21 protein-coding genes and 1 tRNA gene are annotated in these 20,658 nt (G+C 58.2%); 12 read left to right on the forward strand and 10 right to left on the reverse strand.

Translation table 11 applies throughout. The features are described 5' to 3' along the window. The 4 genes from ACTG34_RS10245 to dhaL form a co-directional block, all read left to right on the forward strand. Window positions 1–2,031 (forward strand): Hint domain-containing protein (locus tag ACTG34_RS10245; RefSeq protein WP_439104828.1); only part of this gene is annotated, 2,031 nt, incomplete at its 5' end. A 125-nt stretch (window positions 2,032–2,156) separates the two neighbouring features. Further along, entirely contained in the window at window positions 2,157–3,212 is a 1,056-nt protein-coding gene (locus ACTG34_RS10250; protein ID WP_439104829.1) for an Ldh family oxidoreductase, read from the forward strand. Window positions 3,213–3,368: 156 nt separating this feature from the next. After that, complete coding sequence (locus ACTG34_RS10255) at window positions 3,369–4,187, forward strand: sugar phosphate isomerase/epimerase family protein (RefSeq protein ID WP_439104830.1); 819 nt, start codon at window positions 3,369–3,371, stop codon at window positions 4,185–4,187. 1 nt (window position 4,188) lies between these two features. Further along, window positions 4,189–5,934 (forward strand): dihydroxyacetone kinase subunit DhaL, encoded by a 1,746-nt coding sequence (gene dhaL / locus ACTG34_RS10260; RefSeq protein ID WP_439104831.1) that lies wholly within the window; start codon window positions 4,189–4,191, stop codon window positions 5,932–5,934. Here the strand turns inward: dhaL and ACTG34_RS10265 are convergent. Together ACTG34_RS10265 and ACTG34_RS10270 are read right to left on the reverse strand one after the other, a co-directional pair. Then, window positions 5,931–7,277, reverse strand: coding sequence for a sensor histidine kinase (locus ACTG34_RS10265; RefSeq protein WP_439104832.1), 1,347 nt, complete (start codon window positions 7,275–7,277; stop codon window positions 5,931–5,933). The genes dhaL and ACTG34_RS10265 overlap by 4 nt on opposite strands. After that, on the reverse strand, window positions 7,274–7,933 hold the full coding sequence (locus ACTG34_RS10270; RefSeq protein ID WP_439104833.1) for a response regulator: 660 nt from the start codon (window positions 7,931–7,933) through the stop codon (window positions 7,274–7,276). Before ACTG34_RS10270 ends, ACTG34_RS10265 begins: the two co-directional genes overlap by 4 nt. A gap of 115 nt (window positions 7,934–8,048) precedes the next feature. On the opposite strand from ACTG34_RS10270, the gene ACTG34_RS10275 reads away from it, so the two are divergent. The 4 genes from ACTG34_RS10275 to ACTG34_RS10290 all read left to right on the forward strand — a co-directional run bounded on the left by ACTG34_RS10275 (window position 8,049) and on the right by ACTG34_RS10290 (window position 12,312). Beyond that, a complete protein-coding gene (locus ACTG34_RS10275; RefSeq protein WP_439104834.1) occupies window positions 8,049–8,321 on the forward strand; it encodes a lipid-A-disaccharide synthase N-terminal domain-containing protein in 273 nt (90 codons plus the stop codon). Further along, window positions 8,321–9,889 (forward strand): ArnT family glycosyltransferase, encoded by a 1,569-nt coding sequence (locus ACTG34_RS10280; RefSeq protein ID WP_439104835.1) that lies wholly within the window; start codon window positions 8,321–8,323, stop codon window positions 9,887–9,889. The genes ACTG34_RS10275 and ACTG34_RS10280 overlap by 1 nt, the downstream gene beginning before the upstream one ends. Window positions 9,890–10,110: 221 nt before the next feature. After that, on the forward strand, window positions 10,111–11,145 hold the full coding sequence (locus tag ACTG34_RS10285; protein WP_439104836.1) for a fatty acid desaturase: 1,035 nt from the start codon (window positions 10,111–10,113) through the stop codon (window positions 11,143–11,145). Window positions 11,146–11,268: 123 nt separating this feature from the next. Further along, on the forward strand, window positions 11,269–12,312 hold the full coding sequence (locus tag ACTG34_RS10290) for a succinylglutamate desuccinylase/aspartoacylase family protein (RefSeq protein ID WP_439104837.1): 1,044 nt from the start codon (window positions 11,269–11,271) through the stop codon (window positions 12,310–12,312). A gap of 85 nt (window positions 12,313–12,397) precedes the next feature. Here ACTG34_RS10290 and ACTG34_RS10295 read toward each other — a convergent pair. From ACTG34_RS10295 to ACTG34_RS10305, 3 genes are all read right to left on the reverse strand, one after another. Further along, a tRNA-Thr gene (locus ACTG34_RS10295) sits at window positions 12,398–12,473 on the reverse strand. Between the two features lie 21 nt (window positions 12,474–12,494). After that, window positions 12,495–13,022, reverse strand: a complete 528-nt coding sequence (locus tag ACTG34_RS10300) for a gluconokinase (protein WP_439104838.1) — start codon at window positions 13,020–13,022, stop codon at window positions 12,495–12,497. 13 nt (window positions 13,023–13,035) lie between these two features. Further along, window positions 13,036–14,610, reverse strand: a complete 1,575-nt coding sequence (locus tag ACTG34_RS10305; protein WP_439104847.1) for an ABC transporter permease — start codon at window positions 14,608–14,610, stop codon at window positions 13,036–13,038. A 247-nt stretch (window positions 14,611–14,857) separates the two neighbouring features. Here ACTG34_RS10305 and ACTG34_RS10310 point away from each other — a divergent pair, with 247 nt between their 5' ends. After that, the gene (locus ACTG34_RS10310) at window positions 14,858–15,733 is read left to right on the forward strand and encodes a hypothetical protein (RefSeq protein ID WP_439104839.1); all 876 of its coding nucleotides are present in this window, start codon (window positions 14,858–14,860) and stop codon (window positions 15,731–15,733) included. Between the two features lie 6 nt (window positions 15,734–15,739). Here ACTG34_RS10310 and ACTG34_RS10315 read toward each other — a convergent pair whose 3' ends face one another. Together ACTG34_RS10315 and ACTG34_RS10320 are read right to left on the reverse strand one after the other, a co-directional pair. Continuing rightward, window positions 15,740–16,426 (reverse strand): hypothetical protein, encoded by a 687-nt coding sequence (locus tag ACTG34_RS10315; RefSeq protein WP_439104840.1) that lies wholly within the window; start codon window positions 16,424–16,426, stop codon window positions 15,740–15,742. 34 nt (window positions 16,427–16,460) lie between these two features. After that, the gene (locus tag ACTG34_RS10320) at window positions 16,461–16,730 is read right to left on the reverse strand and encodes a DUF2312 domain-containing protein (RefSeq protein WP_439104841.1); all 270 of its coding nucleotides are present in this window, start codon (window positions 16,728–16,730) and stop codon (window positions 16,461–16,463) included. 186 nt (window positions 16,731–16,916) lie between these two features. Here ACTG34_RS10320 and ACTG34_RS10325 point away from each other — a divergent pair, with 186 nt between their 5' ends. Together ACTG34_RS10325 and ACTG34_RS10330 are read left to right on the forward strand one after the other, a co-directional pair. Then, window positions 16,917–17,132 carry a hypothetical protein gene (locus ACTG34_RS10325; RefSeq protein ID WP_439104842.1) on the forward strand — a complete coding sequence of 72 codons (216 nt, stop codon included), beginning with the start codon at window positions 16,917–16,919 and terminating at the stop codon, window positions 17,130–17,132. 315 nt (window positions 17,133–17,447) lie between these two features. Continuing rightward, window positions 17,448–18,443, forward strand: a complete 996-nt coding sequence (locus tag ACTG34_RS10330) for a phosphoadenosine phosphosulfate reductase (RefSeq protein WP_439104843.1) — start codon at window positions 17,448–17,450, stop codon at window positions 18,441–18,443. A 16-nt stretch (window positions 18,444–18,459) separates the two neighbouring features. Here the strand turns inward: ACTG34_RS10330 and ureG are convergent, their stop codons facing one another. The 3 genes from ureG to ACTG34_RS10345 are packed head-to-tail and all read right to left on the reverse strand — an operon-like array spanning window position 18,460 to window position 20,273. Next, window positions 18,460–19,074 (reverse strand): urease accessory protein UreG, encoded by a 615-nt coding sequence (gene ureG, locus ACTG34_RS10335; protein WP_439104844.1) that lies wholly within the window; start codon window positions 19,072–19,074, stop codon window positions 18,460–18,462. A gap of 52 nt (window positions 19,075–19,126) precedes the next feature. Further along, window positions 19,127–19,762, reverse strand: coding sequence for an urease accessory protein UreF (locus ACTG34_RS10340; protein WP_439104848.1), 636 nt, complete (start codon window positions 19,760–19,762; stop codon window positions 19,127–19,129). Next, window positions 19,755–20,273: an urease accessory protein UreE gene (locus tag ACTG34_RS10345; RefSeq protein ID WP_439104845.1), complete on the reverse strand. Its 519-nt coding sequence runs from the start codon at window positions 20,271–20,273 to the stop codon at window positions 19,755–19,757. The genes ACTG34_RS10340 and ACTG34_RS10345 overlap by 8 nt, the downstream gene beginning before the upstream one ends. A 74-nt stretch (window positions 20,274–20,347) precedes the next feature. On the opposite strand from ACTG34_RS10345, the gene ACTG34_RS10350 reads away from it, so the two are divergent. Further along, window positions 20,348–20,658: hypothetical protein (locus tag ACTG34_RS10350; RefSeq protein ID WP_439104846.1), on the forward strand; the 311-nt coding region annotated here is incomplete at its 3' end.

The following is a 20,658-nucleotide window of genomic DNA, read 5'->3' on the forward strand; positions in this document are numbered from 1 at the left end:
GACGACATCATTGACGCCGGTCTGGGCGATGACATTATCTACGGCGGCACAGGTAACGACACGATCATTGGGGGCCTCGGCGCCGACCAAAACTATGGCGGCAGCGGTCAGGACACACTCGATTATTCCGGCTCGGACGCAGGCGTCAACGTCAATCTCGCCACCAACACCTATTCGGGCGGCTACGCGGCAGGTGACACAGGCAGCGGCATGGACGGCGTCATCGGGTCTGATTTTGACGACACGCTGATCGGCTATGACGGGATGGATCCCGACCCTGTCACGGGTTACACCAATGTCTTTTACGGCGGTGACGGCGACGACTATCTCGATGGTGCGGGCGGCGATGACGACCTATACGGCGAGGCTGGCGAGGACACCATTCTAGGCGGCGCAGGTGACGACTACATTGACGGCGGCACAGGCGATGACACCCTTGACGGTGGTGACGGCGATGATGACATTTATGCAGGCGCAGGCGATGACATCATCACCGGCGGTGCAGGCAACGACAATCTACGCGGCAACGCGGGGAGCGATTGGGTCGACGGTGGCGATGGTGACGACTATATCAACACGCGGACCACGCCCGGCACAGGTCTACCTGACACAGGCTACACCCACCCTGACAATCCCGCACTGAGCTACGGCGCGGACACCGACCCGACCAATGACATGGACACGGTGTACGGCGGCGCCGGCAATGATACGATCCTGACCGGCGATGACAACGATTATATCGAGGGCGGCACAGGCGCCGATAGCGTCGATGCGGGTTTTGACGACGATACAGTTCTGGGCGGCGCAGGCGATGACCTTTTGGAAGGCAACGAAGGCAACGATACGATCTACGGCGGCGATGACGACGATATCATCTACGGCGAACTTGGCCCGACCAACGCGGATTACGCACTAAGCGAGCTGTACAACCTTGATGATGCAGGAGAAACCACTTCTGCCGATACAGACCCGACCAACAATTCCGACACGCTCTATGGCGGCGCGGGCAATGATACGATCTACGGTCAGGACGATGCCGACACGCTTTATGGCGAGGACGGCGACGACACGCTGGATGGCGGTGTCGACGACGACACTCTCTCTGGCGGGGCCGGAAACGATACGCTGATCGGTGGTCAGGGCAACGATACCCTGAACGGTGATGGCGGCTATGACATCCTGAATGGCGGCTTGGGCGACGATATCATCTACGCGGGCAGTGGCGACACGGCCAATGGCGGTGACGGATCGGATACCATCTACATTGACCCTTCCCAGCTTGATGGTACGGCCATTACCATAGACGGTGAGGAAACCAACGACACCGGCGCGGGCGATGTGCTCAACCTCTCCTTGCTTGGTCCGGGGCTTTACACGCCCGGCTCGGCTGTGTTCACCACACCAGACGAAGAAAACGGCTCGGTCACCTTGTCGGATGGCACGGTCATTACTTTTACCAATATCGAGACGATCATTTGTTTCGGGCGCGGCACGCGCATTGAAACGCCCTACGGTCCCCGCCCTGTCGAGAGTCTGCGTGCCGGCGACTTGATCCTCACCATGGACAACGGCCCACAACCGTTGCGGTGGATCGGCTCACGCGAAGTCCCCGCGCTAGGCACCTTTGCCCCTATCGAATTTGCCGTAGGTGCGATGGGTAATACCGAGACCCTCATCGTCTCTCCGCAGCATCGCATGTTGATGCAGGACTGGCGCGCACAAGTCTTGTTTGCCTCAGAGCAAGTGTTCACGGCAGCCACCCATTTGGTCAATGGTGACACCATCCGCCGCATTGAGGGCGGCACAGTGGAGTATTTCCACATGATGTTCGACGGCCATGAAGTCGTGTTTGCCGAAGGCGCCCCGTGCGAAAGCCTCTACCCCTCCGATCACACGCTCGGCGCGCTTGATGACGCAGGGCGCGAGGAACTGTTCCAAATCTTCCCAGAACTGCGCGCCATGCCCTACGCCGCTCACCCAACCGCGCGGAAATGCCTCAAAGGGTACGAGAGCAAGCTATTGATTGCATAGCACAAAACCCCGCCCAATGAGGCGGGGTTTGCATTAAGTGCCATGCGCAGCACCGAAAATCTCTGGACAATGCCGCGCGACTGCTATTTTGGTATACCAAATCAACTAGCATATTAGGCAGCACCATGACCCAGCGTTTTGACCGCACCGCCCTGTTCACCCTCGCCCGCGATCTTTTGACGGATGCCGGTTTGGAAAAAGCCAAAGCCGACGTTGTGGCCGAACTGTTGATCCAGACCGACGAGATCGGCGTGACCACGCACGGCATCTCTATGGTCCCCTATTATGTGCCCGAACTCAAAGCCGGCAACATGACCACGACCGGCAGCCACGATGTGATCGCCGACAATAAGGTGACGATGCTGTGGGATGGGAATTACCTGCCCGGTCACTGGGTGATGACACAAGCGCTAACCACCTGCATGGCGCGGGCGGCTCAATTTGGCATGGCCGCAATGGCGATCCGGCGCAGTCATCACATCGGGTGTCTGTCTGCCCTAACGCGCATCGCCGCGATGCAGGGCTACGTGTGCTACATTGCCACCTCCGATCCATCGGGTGAATGGGTCGCGCCGTTCGGCGGTACCGAGCCGCTTTTGACGCCAAACCCCTGGGCTGTGGGCTATCCTGCCACCGATCACCCCGTGCTGATCGACACCTGCGCCTCCATCACCACCGTGTCCAAAGTGCGCGAGCATATCAACACGGGGGTGCCGTTTGCGCATGAATGGATGCTCGACAACACAGGGCGCGCCACAACCGATCCGACCGTGTTCAACACCACCCCCAAAGGGTCCATCTTGCCCGTGGGTGGCATGGATCACGGCCATAAGGGCTTTGCCATGGGGCTCATGGTCGAAATGCTCACACAAGCGCTCGCCGCTCATGGTCGCGTCGAGGCCCCAACCCGTTGGGGCGCGAACGTCTTTCTCCAAGTACTTGATCCCAAAGCATTTGGCGGACTTGAGGCGTTCAAGGAGCAAACCGACCATCTCAATGCCGCCTGCCGCGCCAATACACCGATTGATGCCGCCCGCCCCGTGCGCGTGCCTGGGGACCGCGCAGCTACCGCACGCGCGGCAAGCGCGTCCAAGGGCGTGGTTGTGGTCGACGAAGTGCTCACACGCGTGGCCGCCTGCGCGACAGACGCAGGGCTCACCATGCCGACACCTCTAAGCTGAGGTACGCACTCACTTAAACACAGCTAAATCTCATCTGAAGCAAATCTTCACGTCCGAACCATATCTTTCCATTTTCCAAACGGCCGATGTTCTCTAGGATCATCGGCCAAGGGAAAGTCGCAATCGCGGTCTTTTTCAAGACATAGGGAGAGCGCCATGAAACTCGGACTAGGCAGTTACGCCTATCGCTGGTCTATCGGGATCAAAGATCAGGTTCCCGCCAAACCCCTCGATGCGTTTGATATTCTGGATCGGGCGGAGGCACTTGGCCTTGAGGTTGTGCAATATGCCGACAATATGCCGCTTGACCGCTATTCAGAGGCCGATCATCACCGCCTGTATGAAGTCGCTCAAGACAAGGGATTGATCCTTGAACTTGGGACGCAATGTTTCGATGCCGACGAAGTGGATCGCTATCTCGACATTGGGCAGCGATTGCACGCAAAAATCATGCGTGTTGCCCTTGATGAGGCCGACAGCCATGTGCCCATCACCGAACTGGCCGAGCAATTGCGCCCGCGCGTGGAAAAAGCCCGCTCCAAAGGCATGAAAATCGCAATCGAGAACCATTTCAACTACCCCTCACCGCGTATGGTCGAATTGCTCGATGCCGTGAACGACGATCACCTTGGAGTGTGTTTGGACGTGGCCAACTCGATCTGTGCCAATGAGTGGCCCGAGCAAACCATTTCCATGCTCGCGCCCTACACAATTAACCTGCACCTCAAGGACTATGAGATCACGCCTGACCCATATGGCGTTGGGTTTCGCATTCACGGCGTGCCACTCGGACAGGGCCGCGCCCCCATCGGGTGGATCCTTGATCAACTCAAACACTGCCCTGCGGATATGAGCGTCATTTTAGAGCACTGGTTGATGTTGGACGAGAATGGCCTCGACGCGGCCATTGCCAAAGAACAACCATGGATCGAGGCGACAACCGCCGCTGCCAAAGATTTTGTAGGGGGACGTTAATATGACCGACGACATTCGCACCAAAAAGCTGATCAACGCGCCTGAGGACATCATTACCCACGCCCTTGAGGGCATGATCGCCGCCCACCCCGACATGCTCACAATCGAGGGCGCAACAGGGCGCGCGGTCGTGGCCAAAGATGGGCCGCGTGACGGCAAAGTCGGCGTCATCATCGGGGGCGGATCGGGACACGAGCCTGCCTTCGCTGGCTATGTCGGGCGTGGACTGGCCGATGCCGCCGCCGTCGGCAACGTGTTTGCCTCTCCCTCTCCCGAACAGATCCTTGACGCGGCCAAAGCCGCTGATGGTGGTGCTGGCGTGTTCTTTCTCTACGGTAATTATACTGGCGATGTGATGAATTTCGACATGGCCGCCGAGGCGTGCGAGCGCTTGGGCATCCCTGCCCGCTCTGTCCAAGTGACCGACGATGTGGCCTCCGCGCCCAAAGGCCGCGAGGATGAGCGGCGCGGTATTGCGGGCGACTTTTTCGTGTTCAAAATCGCGGGAGCTGCCGCCGAGCAGGGCCGCGATCTGGACGCTTGCGTGGCTGCGGCTCAAGCAGCCAACGACAATTGCCGCTCCATGGGTGTGGCGCTCACCGCGTGCTCCATGCCGCAAACGGGCAAGCTGAATTTCGAGATAGGTCACAACGAAATGGAAATCGGCATGGGCGTACACGGCGAGCCGGGGATGCGCCGAGGCCCCCTTGAAACCGCCGACGCCGTGACCGACGAATTAATGGGAATGATCCTCGACGATATGGCGCTTGATACGGGCGACGAGGTGGCGGTTTTGGTCAACGGACTTGGTGCTACGGGCCAGTTGGAGCTCTACATCATCCACCGCCGCGTGGCGCAGATTCTGGCCGAACGCGGTGTGAGCATCCATTACGCATGGGTGGGCGAATACTGCACCTCACTGGAGATGGCCGGCGCATCTGTGACGCTGCTTAAACTCGACGCCGACCTCAAAAACCTGCTCGACACACCATGTCGCACCCCTGCGCTCACGGTCGCAGGCGCGCTTGCCCCCAAAGGGACGCGCACCGCACGCCACCATGAAAGCGCGACTGAAACCACACGTATCGACCGCTCCATCCTCAAAACTGATGGGATCGTCACGCCCGAGCGGTTCCGGACCATGATGCTCGCGGTTGCGGATGCCATTTTTGCCAACCGCGACTGGTTGTCCGAACTGGATGGTGTCATTGGCGATGGCGACCACGGCGTGACGATGGACATCGGGTTTGCCGCCGTACGTCAGGGGTTTGACACACCACGCGACGAGACCATCACGCAGATGTGCGACCGCATGGGCAAGGTGTTTTTGGACGCTGTTGGCGCCTCATCCGGCCCGCTTTATGCCTCGGCCTTCCAATCGGCGGGCGCGGCGGTGTCTGACCGTCTCAATCTTGACGCCGCCGCAATGGTGGCATGGCTCGAGGGGCTAAGTGACGGGATCGTGGCCCGTGGTGGCGCGCGTGTGGGTGAAAAAACCATGGTGGACGCTTATGTGCCTGCGGTCAACGCCGCCAAGGCCGCACTTGATACGGGCGCGGATATCACCGATTGCCTAAACGCCGCGGCCAAAGGCGCAAAAGAGGGCCGCGATTACACAGCCACAATCGAAAGCAAACGCGGGCGTTCAAAAAAGCTTGGGGACAGATCAATCGGCCATATGGACCCCGGCGCGGCCTCAGCACATGTGATCCTTACGGCCCTACAAGAGGCCGTCTCTACGTTCTAAGGCTTGGGAAAGGTGAACACAGCACTCACGCCATCGTGCGCACCAATCGCGGGCGACGACAGCGTGAGCGCCCCACCTATATTTCGGGCCAGCGTGTCAGATATGTATAGCCCAAGACCAAGCCCGCCACCGCGCGCATCGTGGCGGGCAAATCGGGTGGTCAACATAGATAGATCATCGGCGGCAATGACAGGCCCGCGATTTGAGACACTCAGCGCGTGCATTCCAAGCGTAATGACAACGGGCTGTGTCTCGTCGCCGTAGCGCACAGCGTTGTCGATGAGGTTGGATGCAATGATCGCGAAATCATCCGCACTGATCCGCGATATGACAGGCGCGTCCTCGACGCAGACCTCCAATCGCGCCGCCACCAACGGATCGACACCACTGCGCTCATGGACAAGGAGGGCCAAGACGTCCCCCAGATCGGTGGGGATGTTTGACGCACGCGACCCCGCGTCCGCACGCCCCAATTGCAACAATCGCTCGACGAGACGTGTCATGTGCTTCAATGCCTGCTCCACCGCTTCGATCTCACCCACATCGCCATTCCTGTGACGAGATTTTAAATGTTGGGTCTTGGCGAGGGCCACGGCAAGCGGCGTGCGCAATTCATGAGCGGCGTTCGAGGCAAAATGGCGCTCGGCGTCCAATGCTTTCGACAGGCGCCCCATAAATCCGTTTACGGTTATCACAACCGCGCGCAATTCACTCGGCAAGCCCGCGCGTTCGATCGGCTCCAAAAGTCCGTGACCACGTGCCGAAATCTCGTTGCTCACCTCAATAAGTGGGCGCAGCGCACCGCGCGCCACCCAGCGCACCATTAAAAATGCAATCGCAATTAGCGGAATCATCGGACCAGAAAAGGCCAACAGGCTTTCCAATACGGCCTCTTTTCGTTCCGCATTGGCCTCTGCGAGGATCACAACCTCACCGCGCGCATTGGGTGCGCTTATATAGAACCGATGTGTCGCGTCAGCGTAAAACCGTTCGGTGCCAACACGTTGGGGGTCGGGAAACGCGGCATTGCCATGCGATTTCAAAAGGATTCCTGCGTGCGGATCCACAAGCGCAAACACCAAAGACGTCTCATGATCGTCCAGATCGCCTAAACCGTGTTGAGCGATATCGACACCCGCCGTACCGCCCAACGGCACCGCACGCGTCAACAGCGCCATAGCAATCGGTGACATCTCGCGCAAAGCCTCGTCGCGCTGCTCGCTCGTCTCGGATTGAAGCACGGACGCCATGACCAAAATCGACAAGGACACAACTACGCCAAAACCGAGACTGGTGAACACCGCGACACGGCGCGCGAGGCTATGGGGACGCTCGAGGCTCATGTCCGCCCCATTTTATAGCCGATGCCGCGCACCGTCATCACCGCTGTCTTGCCCAACTTTGCGCGCAAACGGCTAACATGGGCCTCGATAGCGTTGCTTTCGACCTCATAGCCGTGCCCATACAACGTGTCTTCCAGATCAGATTTAGAAAAGGTCATATCGGGGCGCGACGACAAGCGATCAATCAGCCCCCATTCGCGGCGCGTAAGATCAACAGTGTGCCCCGCCACCGTTACGGATTTTGTCGAGCAATGCACACAGACGTCACCAAACGCGCGCACCGGTGTCGCCAAAATTGTCTGGCGGCTCAAGTTGGCCTCGATCCGCGCGACCATCTCATCGAGATCAAAGGGCTTCACAAGGTAATCATCTGCCCCCGCCTTTAGCCCCTCGATACGCTCGGAAATGCGGTCGCGCGCCGTGGCAATCAAAACCGGTGGCGTAAACCCATCGCGCCGCAGCGCGCGTAAAAACGTCAGCCCGTCCCCGTCGGGCAAACCAAGATCGAGCAAAAGCAAATCATACATTGTCCCCGCCATACTTGCGCGGGCTGACGCCAGATCAGTGACGTGGTCAGCGGCGTGACTGGCGGCGCGCAAATATGCACACACGGTCTCACCCAAAGCCACCTCGTCCTCAATCACCAACAATCGCATGGTCTGTGCCCCTCGCCGCTCTCTCTTCTGCCCTCTTATAGACCGCCCGTCAGGTTCTCGTAAGGCGCGATCGCCATAGGGCGTCAAAACACATCGCTATCAAAGGACAGCGCGCATGTCGGACGGCTTTTGGATCAGCATCGGGTTTATTGGACAACTGCTCTTTACCTCGCGCTTTTTGGTGCAATGGATCGCCAGTGAACGCAAACGCCAAAGCGTGGTGCCGCATGCGTTTTGGTGGTTCAGCCTTGCAGGCGGCTCAACCCTTTTGATCTACGCGCTCTGGCGCAAAGACCCCGTGTTTATCCTAGGTCAGGGGATGGGTCTGTTTATCTACGTGCGCAACCTGATGCTCTTGTCCAATACGGCAAAAGAGGACGCGACATAATGGGGCATCCAAACCGCTATGCTGCGCTCGTCGTGTTTGCTGTTGTGACCTTGTTCGGGATAGCCTTGCGCCCACTTTTACCGATTGATGAAACCCGTTACGTCGGTGTGGCGTGGGATATGCACCTAACAGGCGACTACTTTGTCCCCACGAAGAACTTTGAGCTTTACACGCATAAACCACCGCTGCTGTTTTGGGTGATGAACCTGCTTTGGGGGGTGTTTGGCGTGAGCGAATATGTCGCGCGCTTGGCCGCCCCCATGTTCTCGCTTGCCACGATATGGCTCACAGGTCGCTTGGCCACACAGCTTTGGCCAGACGACACTGGCGTTGGCGGGCGGGCGATGTGGGCCTTGGCGGGCACATTTTCATTCGCCATTTACGGCGGGGCGACGATGTTCGACACCGCATTGGCCACTGCAACATTGCTTGGCCTGCTGGCACTTTTGGCCGCGCTCAAAACGGGTCGTTGGCGCTATTGGGCGGGCTTTGGTGTGGCGCTGGCCCTTGGCGCATTGGCCAAGGGTCCGGTGATCTTTGTGCATCTGTTGCCCGCCGTCCTCTTTGCACCGGTGTGGGCCAAACACCTTGGCCCCGTCACACCGACCCGATTGGGCGCGGGACTTGGCCTCGCTTTGATCACAGGTCTTGCAGTGGCCGCACTTTGGCTTGTGCCCGCGATCATCTCGGGCGGCGCGCAGTACCGTGACGCCATTTTGTGGAAGCAAAGCGCAGGACGTATTGCCCAATCCTTTGCCCATGCGCGTCCCTTTTATTGGTACGCGGCCCTCACCCCGCTGGTGTTGTTTCCGTGGTTTTTTGTGCCGCAACTTTGGCGCGCGGCGGCTAAAGCCTCATGGGCGGACACAGGTCTACGCCTTGCCGCGATTTGGGGCGGCGCCTCATTAATCCTGTTCAGCTTTATCAGCGGCAAACAATTGCACTACCTTGTCCCTGAACTGCCCGCGATTGCCCTAATTGTTGCCCGCTTAAGCCCCTCTTTTGGCGATGCACGCCCGTGGATTCCTGCTGCCCTTATCGCATTGGCGGGCGCGCTGTTTTGCGCCGCGGGCGTGGGGGTCGTGGACGTGACGCACCTGTCCGAGCTATTAGCGCCCCAGATCACCCTACTCGCAGTGGGCTTCACGCTTTTGGCTGTGAGTGGATTGGCGATGAGCGATAACATAGTGCGCGGCGGGGCGGTTTTATCATTGGGGCTCCTTCTTTGCCTTGGCCTCACGATCCGGTTCACCGATCTGTTTGACGCCTATGATGCGCGCATCATAGGTCAGACCCTCTCGCCCTATGAGGAAGGCGGCGTTGCCGTCTTTACCAACGAATATCATGCGCAGTTCAACTTTGGTGCGCGGGCCACCCGCCATATGACGCCGATCGCAACCGCGGATGCACTTACACACTGGATACATGCGCACCCAAATGGCGTTATTGTCGGCAGACGCGACAAAACACCGCTCACAGATGCGCCCGCCACCTCGATTGTATACGACTCGCACCCCTATGCTATTTGGCCCGTCGACACGTTGACGCGCGAGACATCACAAAAATGACTGGATTGTCTCGTCATTGGGCCCAAAACAGTGTCGCAAACGCCAGCCCACGCAGGTCAAACGACAGCGTGAACGCCACGTAATGAGGCGATCCGAACGCTCTTGTGATGCGAGAAAATCCGCCGAAGGGTAAAATTTGTTACCCGCGTGACGCATGTCACATTTGCGCTAGCGTCATAATCGGCTATGAGGTTGGCCGACACATAGAAAAAAGTAGGCGCATGTCTGATAATTCCAAAATTGCCGCACCCTCACCTGCAATGCCCGAAGCCAAAGAATGGATTCGCATACTCGCCGGATACCGTGACCCAAATGTTATGCGCAGCCTCTTCGAGCTCGCCGTGACCGTGGGTCCATTCCTGCTTTTGTGGGTCTTGGCATGGAAAGCACTTGCGGTCAGCTACTGGCTGACCTTTGCAATTTCGATCGTCAACGCGGCCTTTTTGTTGCGTCTGTTCGCCATTCAACACGATTGCGGCCACGGATCGTTTCTCAAGAATCGCACGGCCAGTGATTGGCTCGGGCGTATCCTTGGCGTTATGACCCTCACGCCCTATGATGTGTGGCGCAGCTCGCATTCGATTCATCATAGCTCGGCCGGTAATCTGGGCCGGCGTGGAATTGGTGATGTCCACACGCTAACCGTTGCAGAGTACACCGCGCTCTCTGCGCGCAAACGCCTAATGTACCGCCTGTACCGCCACCCGATTGTGTTGTTCGGGTTTGGCCCCGGCTATTTGTTCTTTCTCCAAAACCGCCTCCCGCTCGGTTTGATGGCCCGCGCAAAATACTGGGTCAGCGCCATGAGCACCAATGCGGCGATCTTGATCATTTTGGGTCTGATTTGGCATTTCGGCGGCGCAGTTGCGGTCTTCTTGATTTTCTTGCCTTCAACCCTTTTGGCGGCAACGGCAGGTGTCTGGCTGTTCTACGTACAGCATCAGTTTGAAACCACGCACTGGTCCTTTGAAGAGGAATGGCAAGTCCACGAAGCAGCACTTGAGGGCAGTTCCTACTACGTCCTGCCCCCCGTATTGCAGTGGCTGAGCGCCAATATCGGCATTCACCACGTGCATCACCTGTACGCGCGTATTCCGTTTTACCGCCTGCCCGAAGTGCTCAAAGATCACTCGGAATTGTCGCAAATCAACCGTATGACCATTCGCGAAAGCCTGCGTAGCGCGCAATTGCACCTATGGGACAGCAAAACAAAACGCCTCTTGTCGTTCACACAGGCCAAGGCCCTTTATAGCTAAGGCCACGGCACCCAGACATCGACCGCAAGCGCATGAGAATGGCGCTTGCGTTACCAAAGCAGATCATCCACTGGTGTTGACGCGCAATCGCGCCGATTGAGGCTCACACCAAAGGAAACGGCCATGCCACGCCGCGCGCCCTTTACCATTAAAAACACACAGATCGAGGCCGGTGCGCAGCGCACAGTCGCCCTACCCGTCAGCGTGTTATCCGACCACACCCCTGTCGCCATGTCCGTCCACGTCATCCATGGACGTCTAGACGGCCCCACGGTCTTTGTGAGTGCGGGCGTGCACGGTGACGAGGTGATCGGTGTTGAGATTGTGCGGCGGCTATTGCGCACGCCCAACCTTAAATCCTTGCGCGGCACCCTGATTGTGATCCCCATCGTCAATGCTTTTGGGTTTATGAACCACTCACGCTACCTACCCGACAGACGCGACCTCAACCGCTCGTTTCCGGGAAGCTCGGACGGATCACTGGCCTCACGTCTGGCGCATCTGTTTTTGAACGAAATTGTTGCACGGTGTGATTTGGGCATTGATCTGCACTCTGCCGCTATCCACCGCACCAACCTACCGCAAATTCGCATATCACCAGACAATCCGCGCACCGCCAAACTGGCCGAAGTGTTCGGCGCACCTGTTATCTTGCAGTCCCCTTTGCGGGAGGGATCACTGCGCGGGGCGGCAAAAGACATCGGCAAAGATGTGTTGCTGTTCGAGGCGGGCGAAGGGCTAAGGTTCGACGAAATGTCGGTGCGCTCGGGCGTAGCAGGCATCCTACGCGTTCTCCATCATGTCGGCATGGTCTCCGCCAAAGGCATCTCGAAAACCAAAACACCGTCTCAATACTGTAACTCTAGCAAATGGCTGCGCGCGCCCGTGGGCGGCTTGTTGCGGACCTTCAAAGCGGATGGTGATGTTGTGGCCGAGGGCGATGTGATGGCCGCGGTGTCTGACCCGTTTGGACAGGTGGAGCGCGAAATTCTAGCCCCGTTCAGCGGAATCATCGTTGGGCGCGCGGTCATGCCCGTGGTCAACGAAGGTGATGCGGTCTTTCACCTCGCCCGCGTGAAATCCGTGAGCCGCGCCGAAGAAATGATGGTCGAGATGAACGACCAACTCACCGACGATCCACTCTTTGACGAAGACGAAATCATCTAAACCGCGCCGTCTGGTAACAGCATAACGCAAAATCACGTACCACGCGCAATATCGCGTGCGTATCGGTCAACTAAAGGCTGGAAAATGGTGCCCCCACACGGACTCGAACCGCGGACCTACTGATTACAAATCAGTTGCTCTACCAGCTGAGCTATAGGGGCATTGGGGGATCGTTTAGAGCGTCACGCTTTGGGGTGCAAGTCAAAATTTAGCTCAATGTGCGCTTGTTTTATAACTTGTGCCGAAGAGCCTTCGACTGACAGCTCGATCAGGTCGATTTCATCGGTATTTGGGGCTTCTAGCGCCGCAAATTGGCTGTCCAGCAACGTGGGCGGCATGTAGTGGTCGGCGCGTGCGGCCATTCGCGCGTAGATCAGGTCGCGCTCGCCTGTTAGCAACACGAACCGGCATCCGCCCGTTTGGGTACGCAACAAGTCGCGGTAGGCGCGTTTGAGGGCCGAACAGCTAATCACCGCCCCTCCTGATTCTTGGGCCATATCCACGGCACTGCATGCCAATCGGGTCAGCCAAGGCCACCGCATCTCATCCGTGAGGGGGGTTCCTGCGGCCATGGCGGCCACGTTTTCAGCAGGATGATACTCATCGCCCTCAAGGAACGGATAGCCCGCCGTATAGGCGAGCGCTTTGGCGACTGTGGATTTGCCACATCCCGAGACGCCAGCAACGATAATAATGTCGAGTGTTTTCATAGTTTGTAAGTCTCTAGCTCAAATCGGAGGCGCTCTCGGAGCGGGCCATGAGGATCACCGCGACAAGCCCGACAGCGACCACCAAAAGGGCCGCAGGGGAGGCTTGTTCGAGCTGTTCGAGCGATGCTTTTTCGTGCACGCGCGTGGCAAGGGTGTTGTAGTTGAACGGGCGCAACAGCAATGTCGCAGGCAGTTCTTTGACGCAATCCACAAAGACCAGCAAGAGAGCTGTACCCACGGAGCCGCGAATGAGCGGCACGTAGACACGGCGCAATGTGCCCGACAAAGATTGACCAAGCGAACGCGCCGCCATGGGAAGCGAGGGGGCCACACGCCCCATCGCGGCATCGGCGGCCCCTTGGGCAATCGCAAAAAACCGCACAACATAGGCGAGGATGATGGCAAAGGACGATCCAGTGAGCAAAAGGCCGATGTCCTTGCCGCTCAGGCGCTCCCACGTATCCGCGATCACGTGATCAAGCCCCGCCATGGGAATCAAAATCCCGATGCCCAATACAGCGCCCGGAGCGGCGTACCCAAGGGTGGTGAAAGGCAAAAGGAGTTTGGGCAATTTGCGCCCCGTCAGGCGCACACCGTAGACCATGAACAACGCCGCACTCACGGTAATCACGGCGGCGACACCTGCTACGGTGAGTGTGTTTTTTAGGGCTTGGAGCAATCCGGGGGCCGCCCATTGTTCAGGCTCGCCCATCGCATGCACACCGATCACAGCAACGGGGAGCACGAACCCGACGACAAACGGCACGGCACATGCGGCCAAGGCCAGCATACCGCGTGCCCCTGTCAGCCGGATCGGCGTGATCGGGCGCGGATGGCGGGCGCCTGCGTGAAACCGCGCCTTGCCGCGCGATGATTTTTCGAGTGCGACCAACAGAAAGACAACGAGCAAAACGACAGAGGCAATTTGTGCCGCCCCACCCGCATTTCCACCCTCTAGCCATGTCGAAAAGATCCCTGTGGTCAGGGTCTGCACGGCAAAGTAGGACACTGTGCCATAGTCAGAGACGGTTTCCATCATCACAATCGCCGTTCCTGCAGCGATAGCGGGGCGCGTCATCGGCAATCCCACGCGCCAGAACCGTGCAAACGGTCCCGCCCCGAGCGCGCGGGCGGTCTCATAGATCGAGCCGGATTGCTCGCGAAAGGCCGAACGCGCCATCAAAAAGACATAGGGCGTCAAAGCCGCGGCAAGCACGATGATGGCCGAGCCAAGGGAACGGATTTCAGGAAAATAGTAGTCGCGCGAGGTCTGCCAGCCGAACACACTGCGCATGGCCGTTTGCACCGGCCCCGCATACTCAAAGAAATCGACCAAAGCATAGGCACCAACATAGGCCGGAATAGCCAAGGGCAGGAGCAAAAGCCACTCCATCACGCGACTCAAAGGGAAGCGGTACATGGTCACAAGCCACGCCGCGCCTGTCCCGACACAGGCCGCCAAAAGGGCGACGCCAAGCGTTAGAACCGCCGTTGTGTGCACGTATCGCGGCAGTGTCGTCGACAACAAATGCGGCCAAATATTATCTGTGGGATGCAGGGCAATCCAGATGACAGCAATCAATGGCATCAAAACCACGGCGGCAATGACCACCGCGCCCACCGACCACGGCTCGGCCCAGCGCACGCGCCGCAACTTTGGGGCACGATTTGGAGCGGATTTTGGGGTCGCCCGCTGTAATTGAGTGATTTGGTCAGTCATTTCGCCCCACCGCATACGCGAAACATGTTTCCCTGTCCACAAAAGCGCATATGATGGACAAATAAAGTCAGTATTTTTCGACGGTTGGTTCGGAAACGAAACGGGTAAGCGGTCCATGATCATTTCCATACATATCGGCGCGCACGCCACCAACGGCCCTGCGCTTATGCGCGGATTGCTCAAGAACAAGGCACGCTTGTCCGAGTACGGTGTATGTGTGCCCGACCCTGCTGTTGCCCAACCCCTCATCTTGGACGCTATGAAGGCGGGCAAGGCCACGCCCGCCACGAAACAGGCACAGCGCGCGTTGATTGATCACCTCACACAGGGCAAACCCTGTCAGCGCCTGGTGCTCAGCGATGAGAATATCATATGCCACGCGCAGGGTATTTTCGCGGACTCAGCGCTCTATGCCAAAGCACGATTTCGTCTTGCATGGCTGCGAAATGTGTTTGCGGACCATCGCGTGGAGTTCGTGCTGGGCCTACGCAATCCCGCCAGTTTTGTTCCCGCAGCGTTTGCCCAAGATCACAGCAATCGCGGCTATGCGGCCTTCATAGGCGATCTGGACCTTGACCACCTGCGATGGTCGCGCCTGATTGCCACCATTCGCACCATCTGTCCCGATGTCGCTCTTAAGGTTTACGCCTTTGAGGACACGCCCGTGATTTGGGGGCGGCTCATCCGCCGGATTGCTGATGTAAACGGGTCTGTGCCCTTGGCCGGTGCGCTCGACATGATAGCGACCTTGATGAAACCCGAAGGGATCACGCGGTTGCGGTCCTATCTGGAAACGCACAAGCCAAAGACCGAAATCCAGTTTCAACGCATTTTGGGGGCGTTCCTCGAAAAATATGCCGACCCCGCACAGATGGAAGAGGAAATTGACCTGCCCGATTGGGATGACGCATTGATCGAGCGGTTAAGTACGACCTATGACGATGACTTGTATCTGATTGAGGGTCTCAAAGGCGTCGAGTTCATCACTTAGGCGCCGCTAGTCGCCTGCTGTCACATAGGTGCCGATCAATCCGTCAAGACCCGCCTCAGGGTGTTCAACGAGCCACCGAGCTACACGGCACCCTGCGCGCCCATATGCGGAAAAGTCTTGCGCCGAATTGGCCCGCCGCCAGTCTTTGGCGGAGGTTGGCATCGGACCTACGCCCGCATCACATGTCTCAGGATTGAGATCGAACCGGCTGTCTCGTGAGACATAGACAGAAATTCCCTCATCGACCCACGCGGGAAACCCCGCCTGAAGACGTGCACCGAGTTGTTTATGAAGTGTCGAATGTACAAATTCATGCGCAATGATGTCGATGTCGTGGCCGTGCGGCGACAAATAGAAAAGCAACGATCCGTAGGTCATCGCCAAAGGGCCGATATCGCCCATCATCTTATGACATGTATCGGTGTAGCAGACCAGAATACGCGGACGGTGCACCGCGCCAAAGGCAGCCTCGACACGGGATTCGGCCACCTCGACGCGCCGCACCAGTTCGGGTGCCACCATCGGATCGGCGGTTTCGGAATACACCCCGTCCGCGACCTTGACGAAGCCAAAGCACGCAGGACAGGCGGCGGCAAGCGCGGGGGTAAACCCCAAAGCGACCAAGCCAATACCAAACCCCAAAAACAGCGCGATGAACGACAAGATCATGCGCCGCAAAACCCGCCGCGTCATCTCTTTCCTCGCGCGCAGTTTTTCATCCACAGTCCTAATTCATACCCAAAGCTTCTTTGTACATCTCCAAAACAGCCTCTTCTTCGGCGATCTCATCAGACGACTTTTTGCGTAGCGCAATAAGAGTGCGTAGGGCTTTGGTGTCGTAACCACGCCCTTTTGCCTCGGCCATCACTTCCTTTTGTTGGTCCGCAATGTCCTTTTTCTCCATTTCGAGACGCTCATAGCGCTCGACGAAAGAACGCAGCTCATCGGCAGTCACACGGTAGGTCGCATCCGCGCCTGAAGTGGTATCGTCCATCATGCCAGAGACCCTTTTTATCTGGATTGTATCAAGCCGTTTCCTAGCGCGCACCCGCGATCAAGGCAAGCCCCGCGCGCCATGCCGGCGGCGTCGCCAGCATGGTTCGACCGGATGATTGCACCTGTGCGCATGAGCGGATATGAGAGGCGCACCTTCAGAGATCAAAGACACAAGGACGGACACAGCATGGCTTGGATGATTTGGGTAGGCGCTTTGTTGACGCTCTTCGGTTTGGCCTTGTTGGTCTACTGTATCGTTGCCGCACTCAAGGCGAAAAAGCTGGGCGGAACAGACGAAGAGGTTCTCGCGCGGCTGCAAAAAGTCGTGCCGTTGAACATGCTTGCGCTGATGACATCCGCACTCGGTCTGGGTGCTGTGACCATCGGTATTATCCTCACTTAAATGCCCTCAAGGCGCGGATCACGACGCGTCAAGACCGACCTCTTCGTGCAACGCTGAGCCGTGCGCGCGGGGCTTTGCCATGCTCGGATACCAAATATCTGCGCCAATCGTTTCACATAGCGACACAATCATGGCGCGCTCCCATCATTGTTTCCGTCTAGCACACAATGAGCCACATTCCGTGCAAATACACTTTTTATTACCCATAGAACGCCTTAGTTCTTCCTTGGAGCATTAACCATTTTGCGCCAGATATGGGACAGCCCGTCCAATCGGACGCGCATGTTTGACGCAGACAAAATGTGAAGAGTAAAGATGACTGGCGAAACAGCATATACTCCTTTGGTCTTAGCCGACCTTGACGATATTAGCACGTTGCCGCGCAACGCGTGGTGCGCGGCAGTGGACGATACCGCAGAAGAATTAGGCTATTTCGAAGAGCTTGGTCCCGACCACGCCTGTGCATTCATCGAGGGAAACGGCACATTACTCGTGTCATTCGACACCTTCGCACACGCTACCCAAACCTCGCCAAACGGCTACCCTGTCGGGTTCAATATCGCGCTGGCCAACGGATGGTCACACCTATCGCTCATTGCGCACTCAAACGCCGCAACCGCGCCGTGGTTTCGCGCACAACCGGTCTATGACGCCTTTGACCGATACGTTGAAAACGGCTTTTTCGATGATTACGACCGCGTCGTGTTTTATGGCGCGGGACCGTGTGGATATGCGGCCTGTGCGTTTAGTGTGGCGGCTCCCGGGGCGCATGTGATCGCATTGGCCCCGCAGGCCACGCTCGACAGCCGGCTCGCCTGTTGGGACGATCGCTACCCCTCAACGAAGCGCACGGATTTCACGAAACGATACGGATTTGCCCCGCACATGATCGAGGGCGCGCAGGCCGCGTGGATTTTATATGACCCGCACGAAACGGTCGACGCCATGCACGCGAGCTTGTTCAACGCCGCGCATGTCGTCAGGCGGCCCGTGCACCACTTTGGCGCGAACCTCGAGGCGCGGCTGGTGGAGATGGACAGCCTTGAGCCTCTCTTGGCCCATGCGGCGAACGGGACGCTGACCCCTGCCACACTCTCGCACCTGCTCAGGGCGCGCCAAACCAACAAACACTACCTGCACAACCTGCTCACCGCGCTCGAGGCGCACGACAAGCCCGCGCGCATTTTTGCGCTGTGCCAACATGTCTGTGCAATATTTCCAAAGGCCCGCCGGTTCAGACAGGCCCGCAAACGGGCGCGACTAATGCTTGCCGATCCACAATCCACGCCCTCACACCCCGACACGGCCTAGAGAAACGGCAGTGGCCTTATGCCAACCCGCCCTCTTCCTCAACAAAGCGCACAACGACATCGACCCCCATCCCATCGCGCAAAGACGCCATCACATAAGGCAGCGCACCGCGTGCAAATCGCGTATCATGCTCCAACAGGGCGGGATCGACGCCAACATAGGGGGCCAGATCCACTTTATTCACAACCAACATATCCGAGCGCGTCACCCCCGGCCCGCGTTTGCGCGGAATGTCCTGACCCGCGGCCGTGTCGATCACATAGATGGTCAGATCGGCCAGTTCGGGCGAAAAGGTCGCGGCAAGGTTATCACCGCCGCTTTCAATCAAGATCACATCAAGGTCGGGAAAACTCTCGGTCAAATCCGCAATCGCCGCCAGATTGATCGAGGCATCCTCTCGGATCGCCGTATGCGGGCACCCGCCCGTCTCAACCCCGCGAATGCGCTCCATCGGTAGAATTTGTTGGCGCATCAACGCCTCGGCGTCCTCGCGCGTGTAGATATCGTTGGTAATGACCGCGACCGAATAGCGGTGCGACAGCGACTTCGCCAAAGCGCCGGTGAGCGTGGTTTTTCCCGCGCCAACGGGGCCGCCGATGCCGACCCGAAGAGGTCCATTTGGGGATGCCATATCTACGACTCCTACGTCTCTTGCGCCACATAGACAGTATGCGCGCGCCGTTTCAGGTTTTAAAAATGCGAACGTCCATGTCCTCGTGGCGCGCCGATGCCAAATCGGCCGCAAAGGCGCTTGTCGTCAAGGAGGACTGTGTCGCGTACACCGCGCGCTCGGCCAGTGCGTCAATCAGCGGATGCAACCGCGCAAGGATCACTTGACCGTCCGTTTGCCCCAAGGGCACGAACCGCACCCCCGCGCTGACCAGATTGGACATATAACTCGACAGGTATAGCGCAATGACGGTTTTGGGCGCGAGGTCAAGCGTCCGCGCAGCCACGCCTACGGCCACAGGCAAGGCGCGCGCAGGAGACTCAACGCCCGTCATCTGACTCACGGTTTTGGCAAACGCCGTCCCTTGTTGGACCGTTTCCTCCCACCGCTCGCGCGTCCCCGCCACGGCCTGGGCCAACTGGGCCATATCGTCCGCATCGGCACCTTGTAGGGTCATCGACAAAAGCCACGCGTCCACTTTACCGCCACCGATGGTCAGGGTCTGTTCCAACCACGCAAACGCATCATCCGCACTGCGCACATGCCCGTCCGAAACCGCCAATTCCAACCCGTGAGAATAGGCAAACGCCCCCACAGGAAACGCAGGCGAAAGCCACTGTGTGAGCGTTAAAAGAGACGCGTCAGTCATGGGAATGATCGTGCGTGTGCGAATGATCGTGCGAGTGGGCATGATCGTGCGCATGGTCATGTGGCGCGCCGTGGTCATGCCCCATCGTGCGGCCATGTCCGTAAGCGCCGCCCTCTGGAGAAAACGGGGCCACAATCTCCGATACCTGCGCACCAAGCTGTTCCAACATCGCTTTTAGGACAGGATCGCGTTGAATAATCAAGCGGTCAGATGCAATTTCGCACGGGGTGTGCCGATTGCCGATATGCCACGCATAGTGCAACAACATGCGCCCCGACACGGAAAGCAGCGCCTCATCAGCCGCCACAACGGCCACAACGCGTCCATCCTCCAACAAGAACCCCTGCCCCGCCGTGACCGATTGCGTATGGGGCAAATCCACGAAAAACACCTCGCCCGTAGCGCAGGTCAATTTTTTGCGGCGTAACAAGCGCTGATCATAGGTCAATGCCACGCTCAGGTCCGTGTCCTGCGCCGCCGCAATCACTTCAAAACATTTCATTGCTGCCATGACCGTTCTTTTCCGTTTTTGTTTTGGTTTTATTAACCGACTCTGCCGCACATTAGCGTTAAGGAGACTTAACCATGACAGACACTGCTATCGCCCCTAAGACTGATCTCGCCGCCCTTCGTGCCGTTGACGACCTCGCACACATCCGTGCCCAGATGGCCGACCTCAAAGCACGCGAAGCCGAACTTTGCGATGAAATTCGCGCCTGCGCAACCGAACGCGACACCGAACAGGTGTCAGGTGCCACAGTTGATGCGAAAATCGAAACCCGCCGCCCAAGGCGCATTGATATTTCAAAGCTCCCTGCTGAAATTATAAGCGATCCTGAAATGTATCGCCGTGATCCCCTCATCCACGTGCTAATCTGGCCAAAACCGCGCGCGCA

The sequence above is a fragment of the Celeribacter marinus genome (assembly GCF_965656515.1).
GTDB lineage: Bacteria > Pseudomonadota > Alphaproteobacteria > Rhodobacterales > Rhodobacteraceae > Celeribacter > Celeribacter marinus_D.

Bases quoted from the DNA above. Each gene is read 5' to 3' on its own strand.
- ACTG34_RS10250 (WP_439104829.1), top strand. From the start codon at position 2,157: ATGACCCAGCGTTTTGACCGCACCGCCCTGTTCACCCTCGCCCGCGAT.
- ACTG34_RS10255 (WP_439104830.1), top strand. From the start codon at position 3,369: ATGAAACTCGGACTAGGCAGTTACGCCTATCGCTGGTCTATCGGGATC.
- dhaL (WP_439104831.1), top strand. From the start codon at position 4,189: ATGACCGACGACATTCGCACCAAAAAGCTGATCAACGCGCCTGAGGAC.
- ACTG34_RS10265 (WP_439104832.1), bottom strand. From the start codon at position 7,277: ATGAGCCTCGAGCGTCCCCATAGCCTCGCGCGCCGTGTCGCGGTGTTC.
- ACTG34_RS10270 (WP_439104833.1), bottom strand. From the start codon at position 7,933: ATGCGATTGTTGGTGATTGAGGACGAGGTGGCTTTGGGTGAGACCGTG.
- ACTG34_RS10275 (WP_439104834.1), top strand. From the start codon at position 8,049: ATGTCGGACGGCTTTTGGATCAGCATCGGGTTTATTGGACAACTGCTC.
- ACTG34_RS10280 (WP_439104835.1), top strand. From the start codon at position 8,321: ATGGGGCATCCAAACCGCTATGCTGCGCTCGTCGTGTTTGCTGTTGTG.
- ACTG34_RS10285 (WP_439104836.1), top strand. From the start codon at position 10,111: ATGTCTGATAATTCCAAAATTGCCGCACCCTCACCTGCAATGCCCGAA.
- ACTG34_RS10290 (WP_439104837.1), top strand. From the start codon at position 11,269: ATGCCACGCCGCGCGCCCTTTACCATTAAAAACACACAGATCGAGGCC.
- ACTG34_RS10300 (WP_439104838.1), bottom strand. From the start codon at position 13,022: ATGAAAACACTCGACATTATTATCGTTGCTGGCGTCTCGGGATGTGGC.
- ACTG34_RS10305 (WP_439104847.1), bottom strand. From the start codon at position 14,610: ATGCCATTGATTGCTGTCATCTGGATTGCCCTGCATCCCACAGATAAT.
- ACTG34_RS10310 (WP_439104839.1), top strand. From the start codon at position 14,858: ATGATCATTTCCATACATATCGGCGCGCACGCCACCAACGGCCCTGCG.
- ACTG34_RS10315 (WP_439104840.1), bottom strand. From the start codon at position 16,426: ATGACGCGGCGGGTTTTGCGGCGCATGATCTTGTCGTTCATCGCGCTG.
- ACTG34_RS10320 (WP_439104841.1), bottom strand. From the start codon at position 16,730: ATGATGGACGATACCACTTCAGGCGCGGATGCGACCTACCGTGTGACT.
- ACTG34_RS10325 (WP_439104842.1), top strand. From the start codon at position 16,917: ATGGCTTGGATGATTTGGGTAGGCGCTTTGTTGACGCTCTTCGGTTTG.
- ACTG34_RS10330 (WP_439104843.1), top strand. From the start codon at position 17,448: ATGACTGGCGAAACAGCATATACTCCTTTGGTCTTAGCCGACCTTGAC.
- ureG (WP_439104844.1), bottom strand. From the start codon at position 19,074: ATGGCATCCCCAAATGGACCTCTTCGGGTCGGCATCGGCGGCCCCGTT.
- ACTG34_RS10340 (WP_439104848.1), bottom strand. From the start codon at position 19,762: ATGACTGACGCGTCTCTTTTAACGCTCACACAGTGGCTTTCGCCTGCG.
- ACTG34_RS10345 (WP_439104845.1), bottom strand. From the start codon at position 20,273: ATGGCAGCAATGAAATGTTTTGAAGTGATTGCGGCGGCGCAGGACACG.